At 37.4% G+C, this 20,968-nt stretch carries 17 protein-coding genes and 1 pseudogene; 15 read left to right on the forward strand and 3 right to left on the reverse strand.

The window, feature by feature from the left end; translation table 11 throughout:
- Window positions 1-227: 227 nt before the first annotated feature.
- The 3 genes and pseudogenes from KHA94_RS06625 to KHA94_RS25880 form a co-directional block, all read left to right on the forward strand.
- Window positions 228-1,832: an alkaline phosphatase D family protein gene (locus tag KHA94_RS06625; protein ID WP_249365383.1), complete on the forward strand. Its 1,605-nt coding sequence runs from the start codon at window positions 228-230 to the stop codon at window positions 1,830-1,832.
- 321 nt (window positions 1,833-2,153) lie between these two features.
- Entirely contained in the window at window positions 2,154-2,969 is an 816-nt protein-coding gene (gene proC / locus KHA94_RS06630) for a pyrroline-5-carboxylate reductase (RefSeq protein ID WP_249365384.1), read from the forward strand.
- A gap of 216 nt (window positions 2,970-3,185) precedes the next feature.
- A pseudogene (locus tag KHA94_RS25880) lies at window positions 3,186-3,383 on the forward strand (hypothetical protein); the annotation flags it as partial.
- 251 nt (window positions 3,384-3,634) lie between these two features.
- Here the strand turns inward: KHA94_RS25880 and bla are convergent.
- Window positions 3,635-4,573 (reverse strand): class A beta-lactamase, encoded by a 939-nt coding sequence (gene bla / locus KHA94_RS06635; protein ID WP_420828148.1) that lies wholly within the window; start codon window positions 4,571-4,573, stop codon window positions 3,635-3,637.
- 534 nt (window positions 4,574-5,107) lie between these two features.
- On the opposite strand from bla, the gene KHA94_RS06640 reads away from it, so the two are divergent.
- Window positions 5,108-6,877, forward strand: a complete 1,770-nt coding sequence (locus KHA94_RS06640; RefSeq protein WP_213101380.1) for a BlaR1 family beta-lactam sensor/signal transducer — start codon at window positions 5,108-5,110, stop codon at window positions 6,875-6,877.
- 61 nt (window positions 6,878-6,938) lie between these two features.
- Window positions 6,939-7,322, forward strand: coding sequence for a penicillinase repressor BlaI (gene blaI / locus KHA94_RS06645; RefSeq protein ID WP_213101381.1), 384 nt, complete (start codon window positions 6,939-6,941; stop codon window positions 7,320-7,322).
- Between the two features lie 306 nt (window positions 7,323-7,628).
- Here the strand turns inward: blaI and KHA94_RS06650 are convergent, their stop codons facing one another.
- Window positions 7,629-8,534 carry a LysM peptidoglycan-binding domain-containing protein gene (locus KHA94_RS06650; RefSeq protein WP_213101382.1) on the reverse strand — a complete coding sequence of 302 codons (906 nt, stop codon included), beginning with the start codon at window positions 8,532-8,534 and terminating at the stop codon, window positions 7,629-7,631.
- Between the two features lie 594 nt (window positions 8,535-9,128).
- Between KHA94_RS06650 and KHA94_RS06655 the strand changes: the two genes are divergently transcribed.
- From KHA94_RS06655 to KHA94_RS06675, 5 genes are all read left to right on the forward strand, one after another.
- Window positions 9,129-9,377, forward strand: coding sequence for a hypothetical protein (locus KHA94_RS06655; RefSeq protein WP_213101383.1), 249 nt, complete (start codon window positions 9,129-9,131; stop codon window positions 9,375-9,377).
- Between the two features lie 360 nt (window positions 9,378-9,737).
- On the forward strand, window positions 9,738-10,742 hold the full coding sequence (locus KHA94_RS06660) for a LacI family DNA-binding transcriptional regulator (protein ID WP_213101384.1): 1,005 nt from the start codon (window positions 9,738-9,740) through the stop codon (window positions 10,740-10,742).
- A 217-nt stretch (window positions 10,743-10,959) separates the two neighbouring features.
- Window positions 10,960-12,369, forward strand: a complete 1,410-nt coding sequence (locus KHA94_RS06665) for a hypothetical protein (RefSeq protein WP_213101385.1) — start codon at window positions 10,960-10,962, stop codon at window positions 12,367-12,369.
- Window positions 12,370-13,791 (forward strand): aldehyde dehydrogenase family protein, encoded by a 1,422-nt coding sequence (locus KHA94_RS06670; RefSeq protein ID WP_213101386.1) that lies wholly within the window; start codon window positions 12,370-12,372, stop codon window positions 13,789-13,791. It abuts the gene before it with no gap.
- Between the two features lie 14 nt (window positions 13,792-13,805).
- Window positions 13,806-15,008 carry an iron-containing alcohol dehydrogenase gene (locus KHA94_RS06675; RefSeq protein ID WP_213101387.1) on the forward strand — a complete coding sequence of 401 codons (1,203 nt, stop codon included), beginning with the start codon at window positions 13,806-13,808 and terminating at the stop codon, window positions 15,006-15,008.
- 170 nt (window positions 15,009-15,178) lie between these two features.
- Here the strand turns inward: KHA94_RS06675 and KHA94_RS06680 are convergent, their stop codons facing one another.
- On the reverse strand, window positions 15,179-15,418 hold the full coding sequence (locus KHA94_RS06680) for a S8 family serine peptidase (RefSeq protein WP_213101388.1): 240 nt from the start codon (window positions 15,416-15,418) through the stop codon (window positions 15,179-15,181).
- Between the two features lie 70 nt (window positions 15,419-15,488).
- Here KHA94_RS06680 and KHA94_RS06685 point away from each other — a divergent pair, with 70 nt between their 5' ends.
- The 5 genes from KHA94_RS06685 (at window position 15,489) to KHA94_RS06705 (ending at window position 20,854) form a co-directional block, all read left to right on the forward strand.
- Window positions 15,489-15,845: a nucleotide excision repair endonuclease gene (locus KHA94_RS06685; protein ID WP_213101389.1), complete on the forward strand. Its 357-nt coding sequence runs from the start codon at window positions 15,489-15,491 to the stop codon at window positions 15,843-15,845.
- A 171-nt stretch (window positions 15,846-16,016) separates the two neighbouring features.
- Window positions 16,017-16,889: a TRM11 family SAM-dependent methyltransferase gene (locus KHA94_RS06690; RefSeq protein ID WP_213102231.1), complete on the forward strand. Its 873-nt coding sequence runs from the start codon at window positions 16,017-16,019 to the stop codon at window positions 16,887-16,889.
- A gap of 373 nt (window positions 16,890-17,262) precedes the next feature.
- Window positions 17,263-18,099, forward strand: coding sequence for a DMT family transporter (locus KHA94_RS06695; protein ID WP_213101390.1), 837 nt, complete (start codon window positions 17,263-17,265; stop codon window positions 18,097-18,099).
- Window positions 18,100-18,135: 36 nt separating this feature from the next.
- Window positions 18,136-18,288, forward strand: coding sequence for a hypothetical protein (locus KHA94_RS06700; RefSeq protein ID WP_249365386.1), 153 nt, complete (start codon window positions 18,136-18,138; stop codon window positions 18,286-18,288).
- Between the two features lie 241 nt (window positions 18,289-18,529).
- Complete coding sequence (locus KHA94_RS06705) at window positions 18,530-20,854, forward strand: DUF11 domain-containing protein (RefSeq protein WP_213101392.1); 2,325 nt, start codon at window positions 18,530-18,532, stop codon at window positions 20,852-20,854.
- Window positions 20,855-20,968 lie beyond the last annotated feature (114 nt).

Here is a 20,968-nt window from a genome sequence, read left to right on the forward strand (position 1 = left end):
TAGGTGGTAGTGTGATCCGGCCTGAAAAGACATCCCCTTTCTTTTAATCATTCTGCAAATTTATGTTATTTAATGGAATTACCCTACTTCTTTTATCCTTATATTCCATGTTGGGAATTAATCCTAATCTATCATTTTTCTACGATTTACGTATATTTTACAAAAAGCTCAAATTCTACATACAATTAGAGCCTAAACTTTTCCATGAATGCAAAAGGAGGATGAATATGAGAGAATTTGACAATAATCGTAGAACATTCTTAAAAAGCACGGGAAAGGGAATAGGAATTGCTCTTGGTGCGACTATTGTGAGTTCGTTGCCTATCGGGACGGCGTCCGCAGCAGAAGAGAACAACAAATCTAATAAACTACAATATCCTTTTACATTAGGGATTGCTTCTGGCGACCCGCTACCAGATGGGGTTGTCTTATGGACGAGACTTGCGCCGGATCCATTAAATGGAGGCGGCATGGATAACCATCCATACCCAGTCCATTGGGAAGTCTCACTTGATCCCGATTTTGAAAAAGTCGTCAAAAGAGGAACCGAACTGTCCAAGCCTCAACTTGGCCACTCTGTCCATGTAGAAGTTGAGGGCTTGAAACCTTCCACATGGTATTATTACCGATTTACAGTACACGCTGAAGTCAGTCCAACAGGCAGAACAAAGACGGCACCGGCCAATAATAGCGAGGTTGATCAGCTCAACTTTGCCTTTGTTTCCTGTCAAAACTGGCCTACCGGCTTTTTCACAGCCTATCAGCACCTGGCCAAGGACGACTTGGATTTGGTCGTCCATCTTGGAGATTATATTTACGAAGGAAGTGTTAATTCAAAGGTTCGTCCAGAGAATTATTCTGCTCCTGAAATCTATACGCTTGATGACTATCGTAATCGTTATGCTCTGTACAAAATGGATAGCGATTTACAGGCTGCCCATGCTAATTTTCCATGGATCGTGACATTTGATGACCATGAAGTGGATAATAACTATGCCGGGGATATTCCGCAGGATCCAGACAAACAACCAACTGAAGATTTCTTGAAACGGAGAGCTGCTGCTTACCAAGCTTATTACGAACATATGCCGCTTCGCCGCACATCGTTTCCGCAAGGTAGTGATATCCAAATTTATCGCCGTTTGTCATTTGGTAATTTAGTAGAATTTAATGTTTTAGATACTAGGCAGTACCGAGATGATCAGGCAAATGGAGATGGATGGAAACCCCCAACCTCTGAATCTGAGGATCCAAGCCGTACCCTTTTAGGTGAGGAACAGGAACAATGGTTATTAAATGGATTGGCTGTATCACAGGCCAAATGGAAAGTACTCGCTCAACAAGTCTTTTTCGCTCACCGTGATGGTGATTTTGATCCTGACGAAGAGAGTGTAAGTATGGATGCCTGGGATGGATATCCTGCCGCACGCCAACGTATTGTGGACTTTATAGCTGAAAACGATATTAAGAATGCCGTTGTCCTCACCGGGGATGTTCATACCAACTGGGCAAATGAAATCAAGGTAGACTTCCATGACCCTGATTCAAAAAATGTGGGGGTTGAGTTTGTTGGAACTTCTATTACTTCCAATGGAGACGGTTCTGATGTAAACAGCAATACAGGTCAGTATCTGAAGGAAAATCCCCATATTAAATTCTTTAATAACTATCGTGGCTATGTGCGCTGTAAAGTGACACAAGACATTTGGCAAACAGATTATCAGGTCATTAAATATATAACAAGACCAGGTGCCTCAATCAACACACGTGCCTCTTTCGTTGTGGAAGATGGAGTACCTAGTTTGAAGCAATTAGTATCGAATCCGGTGTAGGGTTGAGAATCTAATTTACTTTTGATGATTGAATCATGACTTTCGAAAGAGAGTGATAGATTGAAAAATTGATCTAGTATCAATGAAGGTGGTACCACGGAGACAAAGCTCTTCCGTCCTTTTTCGGGGATGGAAGGGTTTTTTTATTAAAAAAAGGTGGTGAGGGAAAAGTGAAGAAGAAAGTTAAGTTTGAATAAATCAGTAACTATCACTGGGCTATGTAGTTTTTTTTCCTTGCTATACTTATAATAAGAAAAAATAGCTGGTTTAGAGATAAATTTTCTTAAAAGTTTTATTAAAATAAACACCAAGGAGGTTTTAATGATGAAAGTTGGATTTATTGGGACAGGTAATATGGCAAATGCGATTATTAAAGGAATGATTAATAATGAGCATACAAAAGCGGAAGATATATTTGTATTTGATGTAGATACAGAAAAGATGCATCAGTTTGCTTCTGAAACTAAAACGAATGCATGTGCATCTAGCGAAGAGGTAGTAAAAATGGCAGACGTTTTGATTTTAGCGGTTAAACCAAATCAATTTGAGGTGGTTTTATCACCATTAAAAGAATTGATCAAAGATAACAAACCGCTGATTGTTTCAATTGCAGCTGGTACTTCTATTGAAAAAATTCAAACGCTTATAGATGCAGGAAACGACCTGGCGATCATTAGGGTAATGCCAAACGTCAATGCCATGATTGGTGAAGGTGCTGCAGCTGTATGTGGAAATAAAGAAGCTAGTAAGGAACAAGTAAACTTTGTTTTAGAAATGTTTAATGCGATTGGTATGGCAATTGAATTACCTGAAAATCATTTCAGCACCTTTACGGCCATTGCAGGCAGCTCACCAGCTTATGCGTATTTATTTATTGATTCATTGGCTCGTGGAGCTGTAAAAAATGGATTACCGAAAGATTTAGCAAATAAAATTGCAGCACAAGCTGTTTTAGGAAGTGCTAAGATGATTCTTGAAAGTGACGAGGATCCATGGGTGCTAATTAATAGAGTCTGCTCTCCTGGTGGAACAACGGTTGCCGGATTAGTGGCATTAGAAGATCAAGCTTTCATCTCAACCGTGATCAAGGGTGTTGATGCAACGATTAAAAGAGATGAGGAATTAATGAAAAAATAATTCTAGCTGGTGTTCCGAATTTATAAGTGTTTCGAAGGACATAACCATTAGTATTAAAAGAGTAGAATATGAGAGTATCTTAATCTAGGATAACTCTTTGATAATAAATTATTAGGCATGATTCGACATATGATTGAATCATGCCTAATGTATTATTTACAATAAAGATGTATAAAACTCACAAAAAAGTTTTATTTTTTGAAAAGAAGTGGGATTATTCAGAAATTTTTTTGTACTACTTGTGGCATTCAATATCCTTTGTCATTAGAGCCGCCTCAATCATGTCTTATCTGTAATGAGGAACGTCAATATGTGAATTCAAAAGGTCAATCCTGGACAACGTTAGAAAAAATGACACTAGAAAAGAAGTATAAAAATGAAATTCTTCATGAAGAACACGGACTATGTAAAGTCATCCATTTTTTCAATAGGAGGTAAAGGGAAGGGAATATCCCACATAATACTAATATGCTACAGCTAAAATCAAGGATTTTTTTAACAGGAGTAGCGTCAGGAAAATGCTTTTCCTGACGCTATCCCACCTATAAAATTTTTAACAACTTCGCTCATTTCTTTATAACAGGTCCAATATAACCCCATATGGGCAACGCATACCCAAAATTGCTTCAATCCTTCCAGTTCATTGGTGAAAACTAGTCAGCCTCTCATTCCTTTAGAGCGTTAAGTGCGATCTTAGCAGCCTGCGAGATCAGCGTATCGTCATACTCAGCATCCTCCGTATTATGTCTAGACAGAATCGCAATGACAATTGGTTCTCTGTTTGGCGGCCAAACAATAGCAATGTCATTCCTTGTCCCATAACCTCCGGCCCCGCTCTTATCACCAACCTCCCAGCCTTCAGGTGCGCCTGCACGAATTAGTGTATCTCCTGTAGCATTGCCTTTTAGCCAATCCGTGAACAATTCATGTTTATCGTCGGAAAGTAAGTCGCTGACTGCGAAAGCCTGAAGACTGGTGGCAAGAGCTCTCGGTGTGCTGGTGTCACGAGTATCTCCCGGGGTGAAATTATTTAAATCTGGTTCAAAGCGATCCGCCTTGGTAACGTTATCACCTATTTCTCTTAAGGCTTGTTCAAATCCTTTAGGACCTCCCAATGCCTCAAATAAGAGGTTCCCCGCTGTGTTATCACTGAACCGAACCGCCGCCTCACATAATTCCAAAAGGGTCATCCCGGTATCCACGTGTTTCTCTGTAATCGGAGAATAGGTAACTAAATCATCCTCGGTGTAAGTAATAACTTCCTTAAGTTCTTCCAAAGAGTTCTGCTGCAGCAAGATGGCTGCGGCTAAAGCTTTGTAAGTAGATGCAAAAGCGAAGCGCTCATCTGGTCTATATTCAATGGTTTGATTCGAGCCCGTATCAATCGCATAGACACCAATCCGAGCGTCAAATTCATTCTCGAGTTGGGTAAACTTTTCATCTGTATTTGCTGTTTGTTCTACTTCATTCTCCTCTTTAGACAAAGTATTAGTCGAATTGTCTTTATCCACGCAAGCAGTGAGTGTAATCACTGCGACCAACAACATAAGCAGGGTAAAATGATGCATGCTGAATTTGTGTTTATATGTTTTTATCAAATTCATAACCTCTTTCTAGTTTTTATCTATCCAAAATATAACTGGCTTCTTTTACCTAGCAATGATGAAATGTGTACTGTTTCACTGATTGCTAATAAAAAAATATTAATTTGTTGGCTGGTTGCTGTATCTTTACTTACAGCATCAATTCAAAATCACTGATGTAGCCACGTAATACCCAATCTTTACCTCCTTTAATCATCGCAAGACTACAAATGTAGTCCAATATTACAACTGTAGTCTACGAATGTCAATCCCTTTAAACTAAATTCCTCACTCTTCCTTTCAGGAAAAGATCATAAAGTCCATCATGCTCTAAGGCTATTAGTTTCACCCCTTTATGCAAAAAAATGATAATTTGATAAACTAGTAATGAAGTGTTAAACAGAGATGTTATAAAACTACAAAAGGAAAATAGGAAACAAATTAGTGATCACTTTTATGGAATAAATTACAATAAAAGTCGTTGAAATTTCTTGAAAGGAATTAGCGGAATGTAAAGTATTATAGTGATACTTCGGAAAATGGAGGTAAAGAAGTATGCTTTTCACTCATTTAGTCACAAGTTTTATTGTATCCTCTATTACTATAGTGGTTATTTTGCTTATTAGGAGATTATTCTCTAAGCAACTTTCAGCGAAATGGCAATACAATCTATGGTTTTTATTATTAATCGCATTAACGCTTCCATTTATACCGAAGCAGTTGCTTCATTTTGAAAATCATTTTATTTTATTCAATATAAATCAAAGCAATAGAGTTGGCTCTTCTATCAGCACCACCGAAGGTTCTATGCTTAGTAACGTAAACTGGATGCAGGACTTTACGATACCTGTCAATCATCTTAATCTGAAATTCTTGAATGTCGGATTAACCAGTATTTGGATTGCAGGCATGTTAGTTATGGCTGTTCTATTCCTATATGCGTGGTTCAAATTAAAGAAAATTAAAAATACGACAACAGTCTTGAACAACAAAGACATTTTACACTTATTTGAACGATGCAAGCATCGTTTAAATATATCTAAACCTTTAATCGCAGGAGAATCATCACTTGTCAAATCTCCAATGACATTCGGTCTGTTTAAGACCTACGTTGTGCTGCCGATACATCTTGACGAATGGATGTCTATAAAAGATATCGAATACATTTTTATGCATGAACTGCATCACTATAAATACAAAGATATAGCAACGAATTACTTCATTATCATTTATCAAATATTGTATTGGTTTAATCCGCTTGTATGGATTGCTTTTAAAAAAATGAGAATGGATCGTGAGATAGCTTGTGATATGGCTGTTTTAAAATCTTTAGATGAGCATCGTCATGCAGATTATGGGAATGCGATTATTAATTTCGCAGCTCTAGCATCACACTCAAAAGATTTTGCTTGGGCCAATCAGTTTAACGGTCCCAAGGAGCAAATGAAAAAACGGATTGAAAAAATCGCAACCTTTACAATTGAGTCGAAGTGGATGAAGCTGAAGAGTATTTCAATCTTTACCCTTATAGGTGTATTTGTAGCAAGCCAGGTTCCATTTATTTCTGCAATGGCCACTAATAATGACCGTTACGATTTTAATAATGAACGCACGCTTTATGAGGATTTAAGCGATTATTTTGTTGGATACGATGGAAGCTTTGTATTATATGATATGGAAGCTGGTCAATATAGTATTTATAATAAAGATAAAAGCACGCTGAGAGTTTCCCCGAATTCTACTTACAAAATTTATAGCGCATTAATTGGATTAGAGTCAGATGTAATAACAAGTGACAATTCCACTATGAAATGGAATGGAACGAAATATCCTTATGAATCTTGGAATACGGACCAAAACTTATCAACTGCCATGAGAAATTCGGTAACCTGGTATTTTCAGGAATTGGGTCAAAGAATTCCGCGAGAAACCATCCAAGCTTATCTGGAACAGATGGGCTATGGAAATTATGATCTTTCTGGTGGATCAGACTATTGGCTGGAATCTTCATTAAAGATTTCTCCAGTTGAACAGGTACAATTACTATCAGCGTTTTATACAAATCAATTTGGATTCGAGGACAAGAATATCCAAACCGTTAAAGATTCCCTTACATTAGAGGAAAACGACGGTTCCCGCCTCTCCGGGAAAACCGGTACGGGCAACGTTAATGGCAGGAATATAAACGGATGGTTCATTGGATATGTAGAGACCAAGGACAATACTTATTTCTTTGCAACAAATATACAAAATGAAGATAATAGTTATGGAAGCAAGGCAGCGGAAATCACGTTATCAATTTTAAGAGATAAAGGAATCTATTAAGGAAACAGGAGAATGGGTTGAAGCATTTTGCACGTCATCCAAAAGAAGGAGGAGAATAAGGTTGACGAAAGAAATCCCTAATATTTCAGAATCAGAATGGGAAGTAATGAATGTTCTATGGAAAAAGGCTCCACAAACGGCCAATGACGTTATATCCTCTTTGCAGGAGCAAACGGATTGGAAGCCGAAAACCGTACGCACTCTTTTGGATCGTCTCGTTCACAAAAAAGTTATAGGTGTCAATAAAGATCAGAGGATCTATACTTTTTTCCCACTTTATTCGCAAGATGAGTGTCAGCGCGCCGAGGCACATTCTTTTATTAAGCGAATTTATGGTGGGGCGTTAAAGTCGATGCTAATTCAGTTCGTCCAGGAGGATTCCTTGTCGGAAACGGATATTAGAGAATTACGTTCCATTTTGAACGAAAAGCCTAAAAAAAAGTGAATCTATTACTACAATTACAAATGTTTGAAGGCAAAATTAAAAGGCTTAAGCCCGGTATATTACCTAGCTTGAGCCTTCTAAGTTGGATTCCTATAGATGAAAAGCAGGTGTCCCTAAAGGTTAAAATTAATTAACTTTTAGGGACAGTCTTAGTTTTTGGCTATAAGACGATAACAAACCTATTGGAAGGGCTGAAAAAATAAGCAAAAAAGGACCAAATCTGATTCTTTTTTGCTTATTATAAGGATTCAAATCATCTTTTTGTACATATATAGAAATCCTAAGGATAGGCTGGTTATAGATATGTTAGTCTAATATTGTTACCTTTAATTGTTTTACTCCAAAATTGATTGCATCCTGTTGAGAAGGAATAAAGACATCGATTCGATTTCCTTTAATGGCTCCGCCAGTATCCCCTGCGATTGCTTCACCATAGCCTTCTACATAAACTTTACTACCAAGTGGAATAATAGTTGGGTCAACTGAGATGACCTTTGCATTTGGGTTTGCTTTAAGGTTAATTCCAGTAGCGGTAATACCGGAACATCCCTCACATGAAGCCGTATAGGCTGTAGCTTCCATTGTAATTTCCTTTGAACCTGTATTACTTGTTGATGGAGCGGTTGCTTCAGGTGTACTTTGCTTTGAACCTGTATTACTTGTTGATGGAGCGGTTGCTTCAGGTGTACTTTGCTTTGAACCTGTATTACTTGTTGATGGAGCGGTTGCTTTAGGTGTACTTTCCTTTGAACCTGTATTACTTGTTGATGGAGCAGGTGCTTCAGGTGTACTTTCCTTTGATTCTTGAGCTGCAGGCATTATTGGTTTTTCAGTTACAGCCGTATTACTAGTTTTCAAACCATCAAAGATTATTAGATTTAAACCAGGATGAATGAGATCAGTATGTAATTGGTTCCATTCATTAATTTGCGAAACTGTTACTTGATGATCTACGGCTATGTCCCATAATGTGTCACCTTGCTTAACGGTATATTGTTTTTGCGGTGCAATGGTAAGGACATCCCCGGGGTGAATAAGGTCGGTAGAAAGATGATTTAACATTTGAATATTTTCTACAGTTGTATTATTTGCACGTGATAGATCCCAAAGAGTATCTCCTTCTTGTACGGTAATCATCGCAGCTTGTACATTAACACTTAAAGTTACCGAGAGTACAGTAACTAGTGCAATTGATATAATTTTTTTAAGCATTCATTTATCCTCCATGTTCTTTGGTTGCTAATATTAAGTAATCGTAACATAGATTTTTCTGAGAAAAAGAACAAGGAGGTGTTAATTCGTTTACGTCTATGGCAATTATATTGCAATAATATTGCTAATATTAATCAGAAAGTATTATTATTTCTAGAGCCCCTTTCAAAGCAAAAAAGCCAGTTTATGCCGTTCTAAGCAAACCTTCTATTTATTTTAGTCATATCTCATATTATGAATCTGATGTTTATAATAGTGGTAGATCGACACCAAAATGCATTTGTCCTAGATGTGACTAATTCACTTAACTATCCGACCAGGAAAGCCTTTCAGGATTATAACGGTGCCCTTGACGGCGCTCGTGACAAAAATGAAAACTAATAAAATGGACGAGAATAAAGACGACTAATTAAAAGTGAAAATCTTTAGTCCAGACTTCAAAATGAAAACCTCATTTAGACCCGGAGAACCGTATCATAAATAGATGCGATTTTTCAATAATATATCTCCCTTAATAAAAAAGTAATATTAGAAATAAAATGAAAGTAAGAGGGGAGTTTTTATGCACTTGATTGAGAAGATAGATAAGCGGTTTTGGTATATGACTCCAATATCGGAGACCGACTGGCCCATGATGAAGAAACATATATCCTTTCCCATTGGAAGCCGATTTCAAAAGAGGAATTTAATCAGGAAGTTACTATGCTTAGAACCATTGCAAGATACACAGATATTTTTAAAGGGGATAAACAGAGAATAATAGAAGAATATGGGAAATACATAGAGAGGGAACTTACAGAAGACGAAATGGCAACAATAACCGAGTTTGTAAATGGATATTAAAATGGACTAAATTTAAGTAGAAACTATTTAATTATTGAGCATTCCTTTCCTTTCTAAAAAAGCTCCTTTCATCATGAAACCTAAATAGCTCTTAATGTATGTGTATGAATGAAAGCGAGAGGAACGAGGTATGAAAATCCATCATGAAAAATGACTGGATTTTTTTCTGGGTTCAACTGGTTTTCTTCATCTAGATTTTAGCAAGCTTCTCCCACTGAGGGATGTTACAGGGGTATCACAATGAAAATTTGGAAACAATTATTTATTCGTCATGGAAACTATATAGTACGATTGTTTAAAATGTTGTATTATCAACATTAAACAATCATGTAAAGCAATTTCATAAAAGGAGGTAGCGCCTTGGTATCATCGAAAGATGTCGCAAAACACGCAGGCGTATCCCAAACGACTGTGTCACGTGTATTAAACACGCCTGATTTAGTTAAAAAACCTACTCTTGATAAAGTTATGAAGGCAATTAATGAGTTAAGCTATATACCTAATGCACATGCAAGATCACTTGTTCAAAATAAAACGAATACAATTTCCCTTTTATCTGGACCGCTGCACAATCCATTTTTTGTCGATACAACATCAGCCATTATCAATTATGCTAATGAAAGGGGGTACCGTGTAAACGTACAATACGTAAACGATCATAAATTAACTGAAGCATATGCAACAGCTTTTGAAAACAGAGTGGATGGTATTATTTTATCGTGCATTTTGATTGATGATCCGATATTCGATAAGCTCAAACAAATGGATATTCCATTCATTACATACAATCGTAAACACAAAAATAATGAAAACTTTGTTGAAATTGATAATTTTGAAGCCGGATATTTATCTGCAAAACATTTAATTGAGCTAGGGCATAAAACCATTGCTTGGGTTGGTGGCCCATTAACCGTCAGCACATATAACAATCGTTATTGTGGATTTCTTCAAGCGATGAACGATTATAAATTACCCTTGTCCGAACAATATATTTTCAACACTGATACTTCTAAACAAAATATAACACATGCTTTTCAACAAATAACAAAACTAGGATCTCGCCCTACTGCCATTTGTGCAGGTGCAGATTCACTAGCATTAAATTTAATAGACGATGCCATTAGGGAGAATATAATAGTACCTGATGACTTAAGTATTATTGGGATTGATAACGTAGATCTTAGTCATCATGGATTAATCCAATTAACTACTGTTGGCAGTATCTCTGAACAAAATCTAGGATACTTGGCAATTTCTGAATTGATTAAAATGATAGAAAATAAAAAAAATTATTGCGTTAAAATAACTGAGCCTGTTAAAATGTTTAACAGAAGAACAACTAGAAAAATAGAAATTAGACAATAATGTTGTTTGTTTCTATTTTGTAAAATGAATACGTAACCATTTGATGGTTCATAGCTTAAACTTCTTTCAACCTTTCCTAACGAAAGGAAGGAATACCAAGAATTAATGTCTGCTTCTCAAAAATGGTTACGTATTCATAAAAGAATATACTAAAGGGGTTAGTATATTTAGGGTAATTTGTAAGGGGTTACATCCAAAAAAGGGGGAGAAATTTTTTATGAAATGGAAAAATCGTCAGCATGGTGAAGAATCACCATACATGCCAGCGGGGCCGTTTAAAATTAGGCTGCCTTTTATTCATTACCGTTTTGAATGGCCAGACTATGTTCAAGGTCTATTAATGTGTGCAGTTGACTTAGGAGCTATTACTCTATTAGCCCAACATTTAGGCATGCCATTTGAGGTTGCTTTAGCGGTTGTTGTATTAAATGGGCTGCTTTATTTATTTCACCATATACTAGGGGATCCTGTCATTCCAGGATGGATTACACCAGCAATTCCGCTGATCGTCTTGTTTGTTACTCAATTTGATGAGGGGCCTGATCGGGTTTATGCATTGATCGCCTTTCAGTTAACATTAGGTATTTTATCCATCATTCTAGGTATAACCGGCTTAGCAAGTAAAGTTGTTCATATGGTTCCAAATGCAATTAAAGCAGGAATTATTTTTGGAGCTGGTATTGGTGCTGTCGTTTCCGTATTTGGAGAAGGTGGCCAATTCAGCTTATTCCCAGTCACCATTACAATCTGTATTGGTTTTGCCTTTTTCCTTACTTTTTCAAAGGCATTTGAACAAATTAGAAAAAAGAATAAAGGATTTATATTTACTCTATTAGGAAACCTCGGAATTCTTCCGGCGATTTTTCTCGCCGTTATTGTTGCTCCGCTATTTGGAGAAGCAAACTGGCCAGATATTCAGTGGGGATTTAGTAAACCAGATTTTGCAACCCTTTGGGCGGAGTATACTGTATTCGGATTAGGAATTCCGGATATGTCTTTTTTTCTACAAGCAATCCCTGCTGTACTGGCTACTTATCTAGTAGTTTTCGGTGATGTTCTTAAAACGAAAGCATTACTTTCTGAATCTGATGTCGTTAGAACCGATGAAAAAGTAGATTATAATCCAAACCGTGCACATTTAATTTTTGGTGGCAGAAACGCATTGATGAGTATGATTGGTCCTGATATTACCATGTGCGGTCCGATGTGGGCAGCGATGCAGGTTGTAGTAATTGAACGGTATAAAGAAGGAAAAAAAGCGATGAATTCCTTATTCGGAGGAATTGGATCCTTCCGTTGGGGTACAAATACCGGATTATTATTATTGCCAATCGTAAGTTTAGTTCAACCAATTCTTCCTGTCGCATTAGCTTTGACTTTGCTTGTCCAAGGATACGTAAGTGTTCGAATTGGGGTTATGCAGGCACAAAGTCAACGTGATTTAGGAATAGCTGGCGTGGTCGCTGCTCTTCTTGTCATCAAAGGTGCTTCATGGGCATTTGCGGTAGGAATCCTACTTTGCGTCTTGATTTATGGTAAAGACTTCTTTAAAGGAGAAGTTGATAATACGTTTGTCAAAGATTCCCTGGATTCATCTAAAAAAGAAGAAATGAAAGAGGTAAGTTAAATGAAAAAGCCATATTACGTAAACGGTGAATGGAAGACTACAGAGAAATTTGTGGATCTCTACTCTCCGTACTCTAAAGAAGTAATCGCTCAAATACCACAAGCAACACGAGAAGAAGTAGAACAAGCGATTGAATCCGCCCATAATACTAGAAAACAAATGGCAGAGCTAACTGCCTATGAGCGTGCGGCAATTTTAGAACATATTGCAAAATTATTCATTGAAAACCGACAAAAGGCAGCGGAAATTATCTCGCTAGAAGCAGCAAAGCCAATAAAATTCGCATTAGGAGAAATCGATCGTACGATTGAAACCTATAAATTTGCGGCCGAAGAAGCAAAACGACTAACTGGAGAAATGATTCCGATGGATGCGGCGAAAAACGGAGCCAATCGCTTCGGTTATACGATCGAGCAGCCACTTGGTGTAATTGGGGCCATTACACCATTTAACTTCCCGCAAAACTTAGTAGCACATAAAGTGGGACCTGCGATTGCAGCCGGAAATACAATTGTTCTTAAGCCTGCATCACAAACGCCACTTTCAGCACTATTTTTAGCAGAATTAATTGATCAAACGGCTTTGCCTAAAGGTGCCTTTAACGTTATTACAGGTAGTGGCAGAACCGTTGGAGATACATTGGTTACAAGTGACAAAGTAAAAATGATTACCTTCACTGGCAGCCCGTCTGTTGGGATTGGTATTCGCAACAAAGCTGGGTTGAAAAAAGTTGCCCTTGAACTGGGCTCGAACGCTGGTTTAATCATCGACAAAAATGTTGATTTATCCCAAATTGTTCCTAAATGTGTTGCTGGAGCTTTTTCAAACCAAGGTCAGGTTTGTATCTCATTACAACGTACCTATGTAATGGATGAATTATTCGATGAATTTATTGAACAATTTACAGCAGCAGCTAAGCAGTTAGTCATGGGAAGCCCACTTACAGAAACAACGGATATTTCCGCCATGATCAACCCTGATGAACAAGATCGGGCACTAAGCTGGGTTCAAGAAGCTGCCGAGAACGGTGCTGAAATCGTTACAGGTGGCGTGATTGAAAATGGTGTCTTCTTGCCAACGATTTTAACGAATGTGGACTCTGCTCTTAAAGTATCCTGCCAGGAAGTTTTTGCACCAATTGTAGTTGTAAATCGAATTTCTTCTATTGAAGAAGGGATTGCAGCCATTAATGATTCAAATTATGGTCTGCAAGCAGGGATTTTCACAAATGACATTCAAACGGCATTCAAAGCTTCAAAAGAGTTTGAAGTAGGTGGTGTCATGATTAACGAAATTCCAACTTACCGTGTAGACCAAATGCCGTACGGAGGCGTGAAAGAAAGCGGCACGGGTAAAGAAGGATTAAAATATGCAATCCATGAAATGACTGAAACGAAACTGGTTGTTTGGAATCAAAATTAAGGAGTGACCCAAAATTGTCTGAAAAAATTACCTTTACACCAATTAGTTATACCGGATGGGATTCTCTAGCACACCTATTAGACGAAGTAAATCGCTTCAATGTGAAAAAGATTCTTGTCATAACGGACCCGTTCCTTAAAGACATTGGATTAACCAATAAAGTGGTAGATCCTCTTGAAGCAGCTGGTTATGTAACAGAAATATATACAGATGTTGTACCTGAGCCCCCGCTGGCAATCGGAGAAAAATTGGTTGCCTACACCCGTGATCATCAATTCGACATGGTCATTGGAGTGGGTGGAGGCAGTGCGTTAGATTTAACAAAGCTTGCAGGCGTATTAGCTTCACATGAAGGTAAAGTAGAAGACTACTTAAACTTAACTGGTACGAAAGAGATTACGAAAAAAGGTCTTCCTAAAATCTTAATCCCAACAACCTCTGGAACTGGTTCAGAGGTGACGAATATTTCCGTTTTATCTCTAGAAACGACAAAAGATGTTGTAGCGCATGACTATTTATTAGCTGATGTTGCGATTGTTGACCCTGCTCTAACGATTTCCTTGCCCCCAAAAGTAACTGCTGCAACTGGCATTGATGCACTTACACATGCAGTAGAAGCTTATATTTCTAAAAATGCGAGTGTAGTTTCTGATGCATTGGCATTGCAAGCCATTCGCCTAATCAGCAACTCGATTCGCACAGCTGTATCGAACGGTCAGGACAAACAAGCTCGTACCGATATGAGCTACGGAAGTTACCTTGCAGGACTTGCATTCTTCAATGCTGGGGTTGCTGGTGTACACGCGTTAGCTTACCCGCTCGGCGGGCAATTCCATATTGCACACGGTGACTCAAATGCCGTATTGCTTCCATATGTAATGGGCTATATTCGTCAAAGTTGTGAAAAACGGATGAAAGATATCTATGATGCAATGGGCTTTAGCTCTGTAAATCTTTCACAAGAAGAAGCTTCATATAAGTGTGTAGCAGAGTTAAAAAGATTAGTAGAAGATGTAAATATTCCATCTTCATTAAAAGGATTTGACATTCAAGAGGATGCACTTGAAAGTTTAACGAATGATGCGGTTGAGCAAAAGCGCATATTAGCTCGTAGTCCAATGACTCTATTAAAAGAGGATATCTATAAAATTTATAAAGCTGCATTCGACGGTGTTGTCGTTGAAAAATCAGTAGATAGTAAGGCAGTCCATATTTAAAGATTTTTTTGAGCATCCGAGAAGGTTATGAAGTGGTTCCGAAAAAAAATAATCTTTGCTCCCACCATATTCTAGTATCGGGAAGGGGAATTCTATTAATAACCTTAATAAGGACAAGTGCCAGGCACCTTCCAAAATTCTGGATGGTGCCTGGTACTTGTCGTTCTATTTTATTTTCTAATTAAAGCATTTACTGCATTAATAGAACCAAATCCAGATTCTCCATCATATCCCGGCTTAAACCAGTCATCAGCAGAGCTTTGGATAATATGTTTAACTTGAGAAGGACTTAAAACATCCTTTCCATATTTTGCAATAATTACTCCAGCAAGTCCTGCAGTTTTAGGAGCAGCCATGGATGTTCCTGCATAAAAAGCATATCCACCTGGAACAGTAGATAGACATACCATACGTAAATTAGTTTTTTAATTCCTATTATGATAGCATTTAATGAGATATTGAAGGAGGAAGTGAACGTACATGATAAACATAACGATTCCAAAACCAAGTGTGACCATTACTAAACAGAAAAATCCTGAGCTAAGTAATATTTATGGGTTTACTGATTTTCATCTTATCCCTAGAGATAAGGGTGGTATTTTTATGTTTTATAACAATAATCGTGAGCTATTATTTGTTGGGAAAGCAAGGAAGCTGAGACCAAGAATTAAAAAGCATTTTGAAGATACTGTATCCCCAATTAAAAGTCATAGAGATGAAGTTACTAAAATTGAAGTTTGTGTTATTGATGATCCTGTAGATAGAGAAATTTACGAAACGTATATTATTAATGAATTAAAGTCAAAGTACAACATCGATAAAGTGTTTTATAAGTAAAGCTTCGTCAGGAGAGGCAATAGGTGTAGTCAAATTAGAACATACCTATTGCCTTTTATCATTAGAGAGATTAAAGGATGAGAACTGTTGGATAGTAAATACAAAAGAATAACGAAATATATATATACTTACAACTGCAATGAAGAGGAACGTTCATTATGTGCTTTGGAAATGTGCTCATTATTTGGGAGTGAGCCTCAAACTAGCATTGTGGAAAGCCATGTAAAGATTGATCCAAGTCGGAGTCCGTTTATTAAGGAAAGAATTTCTGTCATCTATGAGGAGGAAAGCCTTCAAAATCTTCTTAAACAAGTTGAATCCTTACAAGTGACTGGTGAAACGTATAAAGTAATATATGTAAAAAATGGTGATCGTTCAAAAACTGAAAAGGCAGGATTTGAAAACCGGCGTGCCATTGAGAAGAAAATGGGATTACATATTAACGGTGTGGCTGATCTTCATCATCCAAACCGATTGTTTGGCGTTATGGTGGTAGACGGCAGATGGGTATTCGGTGATTATGTTAAAAGTGAGCCTGTTTGGTTTCGGCATCAACAGAAGCCACATAGTTACTCCACTGCGCTTAATACACGTATGGCAAGAGCTATTGTAAATATCGCTATTCCTAATACGAGTGAGATAAAGGCAATTGACCCTTGCTGTGGAATTGGGACCGTACTAGTAGAAGCTTTATCAATGGGAATTGATATAGTGGGAAGTGACAGGAACCCTCTTGTTCTTGGAGGAACCAGAGAGAATATCGCACATTTTGGGCTGTCTTGCGAAGTGAAACTAGCAGATATCCGTGACATTACAAATCAATATGATGTAGCGATTATTGATTTACCATATAATTTGTGTTCTGTCATCACTTTAGAAGAGAAGACCGAAATGCTCCAAAGTGCGCGTAGGTTTGCTAAAAAAGTCGTAGTGGTAACCGTTGAACCAATCGATGAAATCCTCGTAAATACAGGATTTGTCATTATTAACCGGGCAGCCGTTAAGAAAGGGTCATTTACTCGCGAAGTGATTGTTTGTAAGTAAATCTTTTAAATTGATTTGTCACGGTGATCTGATCATAAATATCTACAATATTTCCCTAGAAAATCAGGCGAAAAAGAATTATGTCGTGCAATTTTTTAGAGGGGATATAAGTCCATTATTAAAGATCCTAGTTAATTTTGAATAAATCAGTAACTATCACTGGGCTATGTAGTTTTATCACCTTGCTATACTTATAATAAGAAAAAATAGTAGGTTTAGAGATAAATTTTTTTAAAAGTTTCACTTTAGAGTAAATTTTAGGGGTCAGTTTGTGGTAAAAAACGGACAAGTTTATTTTTTATTTGTAAAAATCATATGAAGTGCTAGAAATCTATATTAAAATAATTCTATCAAAGGGAGAGAAGGATTTTTAATGTGGATTGTAGCAGCAGTACTGACGATGTTTTGCTTTGGAATCAATAATCTGATTTTTAAGTTCACGTCAGGAAAAGGACTATCAAAGGTGCATATGCAATTTTTCTTTTATCTTATCGCGTTTTTATTAATGCTTGGCTATGGAACAGTCGTAGGGTTTGCATCATTTAATGGATTAACAATTGTACTAGGTGCGGTCATCGGAATATTGAATGCAAACGGTAATATTCAAATGTCAAAGGCGTTTGAAAAAGGACCTGCGAGTTTAACGTCGCCGCTTATTAGCACAAATACGGTTATTCCCATACTAAGTGCGGCACTTATTTTCCACGAGAATATTACACTAATTCAGTGGATTGGCATTATTGTTATGCTTGCTTCTGCAGCTGTCATTCAATATGTACCAGGTAGTGATATTAAAATGGATTATAAGCCGTGGATGTACCGCGTTTTATTATCGATTTTATCGTTTGGTGTACTCGGTGTGCTGATGAAGACGTCTTCGCATTTACATATTGATTCAATCAATACGCTTGTTTGTATGTATGGTGGCGGTGCGGCTTATTTAATCATTAATAGCTTTATTATGAAGGAAAAATGGCGGCGTTCAGAGCTGAAATTTGGAGCAATTATTGGATGTTTTAGTGTTGTAGGGTATAGTAGCTACTTTTTTGCTCTTGATACAGGAGTAGCGAGTATTGTATTCCCAATCGTTAGTTTAAGTTGTTTAGTTGTCGTTCTCGGTAGTTGTTGGCTATATAAAGAAAGGCTTAAAATGTATCAAGTCATAGGGGTTATATCTGCACTAGCTGGTATTGTGCTGACAAAGATTTAACAAAAGATGGTTATTTTTTCAGAGGAGGGGAGCCTATTGAAATGGATTTCAAAAAAGAATAAGAAACCCCTTTTATTTTTAATCATTATTATTTTTCTCATTGCTGGTCTACTCGATATCAAATATGAAGGATTATTCTTTCAACTATTACCTGAATCGATTCAATCCTATTTAGCTGATATTTTTTAAAGAAGAGGATTGTATCTTATAGAATACCCAAAAGGGTTAGTTCCACTTGATTAACAAGATAACTCATTTAGATTCAATGTGGTGAATCGTATCATTCACCTAAAAATTAGGCGTTTCGAAAATTCCCATCAGCTATTTGAAATCAGATAGCCTTTTTTTATTTAATGGTTATTAGTATTATACAGCTTGTTTATTGTTTTCATAAGCTAGTACAGAAAAAGCTGTAAAGGAGACATTACAAATGAGTAATGCAGATAATCAAGAAAAAGGGGACAAAGTACAAGCAGAAACTAGAAATGTACAAGATTGTGGGTGTGATAAATATTTAGCAATGAGTAGCATTGCACCCTTTATTGAAAAAGAGGAAACAGAGCAAGTATCACCGGAATCTGATTCAATGCTTCAAGCATGTACTGGATGTGGAAATGGAAATACCGGTACAGGAACGCCAGGAGTAGAGAGACAGGTTAGCTCAAATAATATAGCAGCTAGTGAAACGAGTTTAGCTAGATCAGGAAACTCTATCCTCTATGGATACAACGATTTAAGTACTGGTAATTTTGCTGGTTTCTCTTTCTCAAGTGATGGAGGTACGACGTGGTCTATCTGTGGAGATCTGCCAACAAATCCAAATGGGTTTAATGATGGTGATCCTGTGATGGCAGTTGATCGCAATGGGGTATTCTATTATGGCCAACTCAGCCGAGAACAAATCCCCCAACCGCCACCCAATCCACCTGCCCTAGAAAGTGTTATTAGTGTTTCAACCGGAACCGTTGATGGAAATGGATGTTTAACGATGAATCCTCCTCAAGTAGTGGGACGTGGCACTAACCCATCTTCTACTCGTGGCACTCAAGATAAAGAGTGGATTACAGTTGGACCGGATTTTAGTAATCTAGGAAATGAAGCTTTATATATTACTTGGACGGATTTTACAACAAACCCCACCAGTATAAGATTTTCAAAATATACAACAGGAGTAACCTTAAATCCTATTATTCAAAACATGACTATTGTTAGTGGAGGTAATTTTGTAACAGGAACGTTCGTTTTGGTGGATAATGCAGGAATTATCTATGTATTTTATGAAGATAACAGTGGATTTGCAACACTTGCTGTGCCCAATCGAAGAATTAGAATGGTTCGGTCGTTGAATGGGGGCACTAGCTTCCAACCTGCTGTTGATGTTTCTAATCTTTTTGCTGCTGCGGCTGATCAAATAACAAATTGTAACAATACTAATCGGCCAACAATACAAGTAGGTACTCAAAACATACGAATGAATGAATTCCCTCACGCCGCAATCGGTCCAGATGGAACCATATATGTTGTGTGGAACGAGGGTAGAGTCGTTGGCGGCACGACCTTTATTGATATTATATTGGGGTATAGTCAAAATGCAGGCGTTACCTGGAATCGAGTAAACATTACAAATTCCCTTCCGTATAAATTTTTCCCAACTGTTGCTGCTAATCAAAACGGGGCCCACATTCAATATAATCGTTTTAATGATCCGAACGGAGTGGGAGGTATAGGAGATGGGACGTTTGCAATATTTATGAAAACTTTCTCTCTCAATACGGGTTTAAGTGAAGAAAGGCAGATTAGTACCCAATTCTCCCCTGTAACAACATTCCAATGTTATATGGGAGATTACAATCAAATTATAAGAGGACCTGGAAACTCTCTACTCCACTCTTGGGGAGATAACCGCAATAGTGGCAACCCAGTTGTTTTCTTTCTACAATCTGATACAATCGATCTCTCCCTGGAAAAAAGCGACTCTCAAGATCCAGTTAAGCTCGGTGACAATCTGACGTATACAATAAATGTACGAAACCTCGGTCCGAGTGCAGCTAACAATGTGATGTTGATAGATACACTTCCTAATGAAGTTGACTTCCTATCATCTACCTCAAGTCAAGGGTCATGTACGGAAGTAAACGGAGTGGTCACTTGCAATTTAGGTACGATCATGAACGGGGCTACAGCGACAGTTACTATAAAGGTCAAACCTAAAACCACAGGCACCTTCTGCAACACGGCAAGAGTCTCGGCTAGCGAGTTAGATACGAATGAACTCAATAATACGGTAACACAATGTACAACTGTTCTTGAAACTAAATGTATGGAAGTTACAGAAATTATCGATTCTTGTATACAACAAGAGATAAAAGAGGAAATAGTAAAAGTCCCAGGGTGTAATTGTACTTCTCATACGTGCCAGATTGTGGATACCCAATGCAGAGTGAAAAGTGTGACACCGCCTGATCCTACAGGCAATGTTAGTGCTTCGCTATTGATTAGAATTTGTGTAAAAATTACTTGTAAAGAATTTACACGTGAAGAATGCTTTACTTTTTCCAAAACTGTGACACTGAAATCTTCTCCCGGTGCAGAAGTAAAGTGCCAAGTCAAGGACTCCGATTGCACCTGTACCAGAATAGCAAAAAATAAAGTACGCTGTATCTTAACCTTTACAGTTCTAACTAAGTCGGTACAAACTCTTCAGCTTAACATCCCTTTCATAGGAGAGTGTAATCCAAGAAATTGTAATGGTTAAGCATCAAAGGTGAAGTAAAAGAATGAACATTATTGTTAGTCTATTCTTTTATTTTTTTAATCTAAATAATTCGCCCCTTATCACTTTTCATTTAGTTTAATTAAAGAATAACTC

The organism is Cytobacillus citreus (assembly GCF_018343665.1).
Classification (GTDB): Bacteria; Bacillota; Bacilli; order Bacillales; family Cytobacillaceae; genus Cytobacillus; species Cytobacillus citreus.

Excerpts from the sequence above, each read along its gene's own strand:
- KHA94_RS06625 (WP_249365383.1), top strand. The coding sequence starts at position 228 with ATGAGAGAATTTGACAATAATCGTAGAACATTCTTAAAAAGCACGGGA.
- proC (WP_249365384.1), top strand. The coding sequence starts at position 2,154 with ATGATGAAAGTTGGATTTATTGGGACAGGTAATATGGCAAATGCGATT.
- bla (WP_420828148.1), bottom strand. The coding sequence starts at position 4,573 with ATGAATTTGATAAAAACATATAAACACAAATTCAGCATGCATCATTTT.
- KHA94_RS06640 (WP_213101380.1), top strand. The coding sequence starts at position 5,108 with ATGCTTTTCACTCATTTAGTCACAAGTTTTATTGTATCCTCTATTACT.
- KHA94_RS06650 (WP_213101382.1), bottom strand. The coding sequence starts at position 8,534 with ATGCTTAAAAAAATTATATCAATTGCACTAGTTACTGTACTCTCGGTA.
- KHA94_RS06665 (WP_213101385.1), top strand. The coding sequence starts at position 10,960 with ATGAAATGGAAAAATCGTCAGCATGGTGAAGAATCACCATACATGCCA.
- KHA94_RS06670 (WP_213101386.1), top strand. The coding sequence starts at position 12,370 with ATGAAAAAGCCATATTACGTAAACGGTGAATGGAAGACTACAGAGAAA.
- KHA94_RS06680 (WP_213101388.1), bottom strand. The coding sequence starts at position 15,418 with ATGGTATGTCTATCTACTGTTCCAGGTGGATATGCTTTTTATGCAGGA.
- KHA94_RS06685 (WP_213101389.1), top strand. The coding sequence starts at position 15,489 with ATGATAAACATAACGATTCCAAAACCAAGTGTGACCATTACTAAACAG.
- KHA94_RS06690 (WP_213102231.1), top strand. The coding sequence starts at position 16,017 with ATGTGCTCATTATTTGGGAGTGAGCCTCAAACTAGCATTGTGGAAAGC.
- KHA94_RS06695 (WP_213101390.1), top strand. The coding sequence starts at position 17,263 with ATGTGGATTGTAGCAGCAGTACTGACGATGTTTTGCTTTGGAATCAAT.
- KHA94_RS06705 (WP_213101392.1), top strand. The coding sequence starts at position 18,530 with ATGAGTAATGCAGATAATCAAGAAAAAGGGGACAAAGTACAAGCAGAA.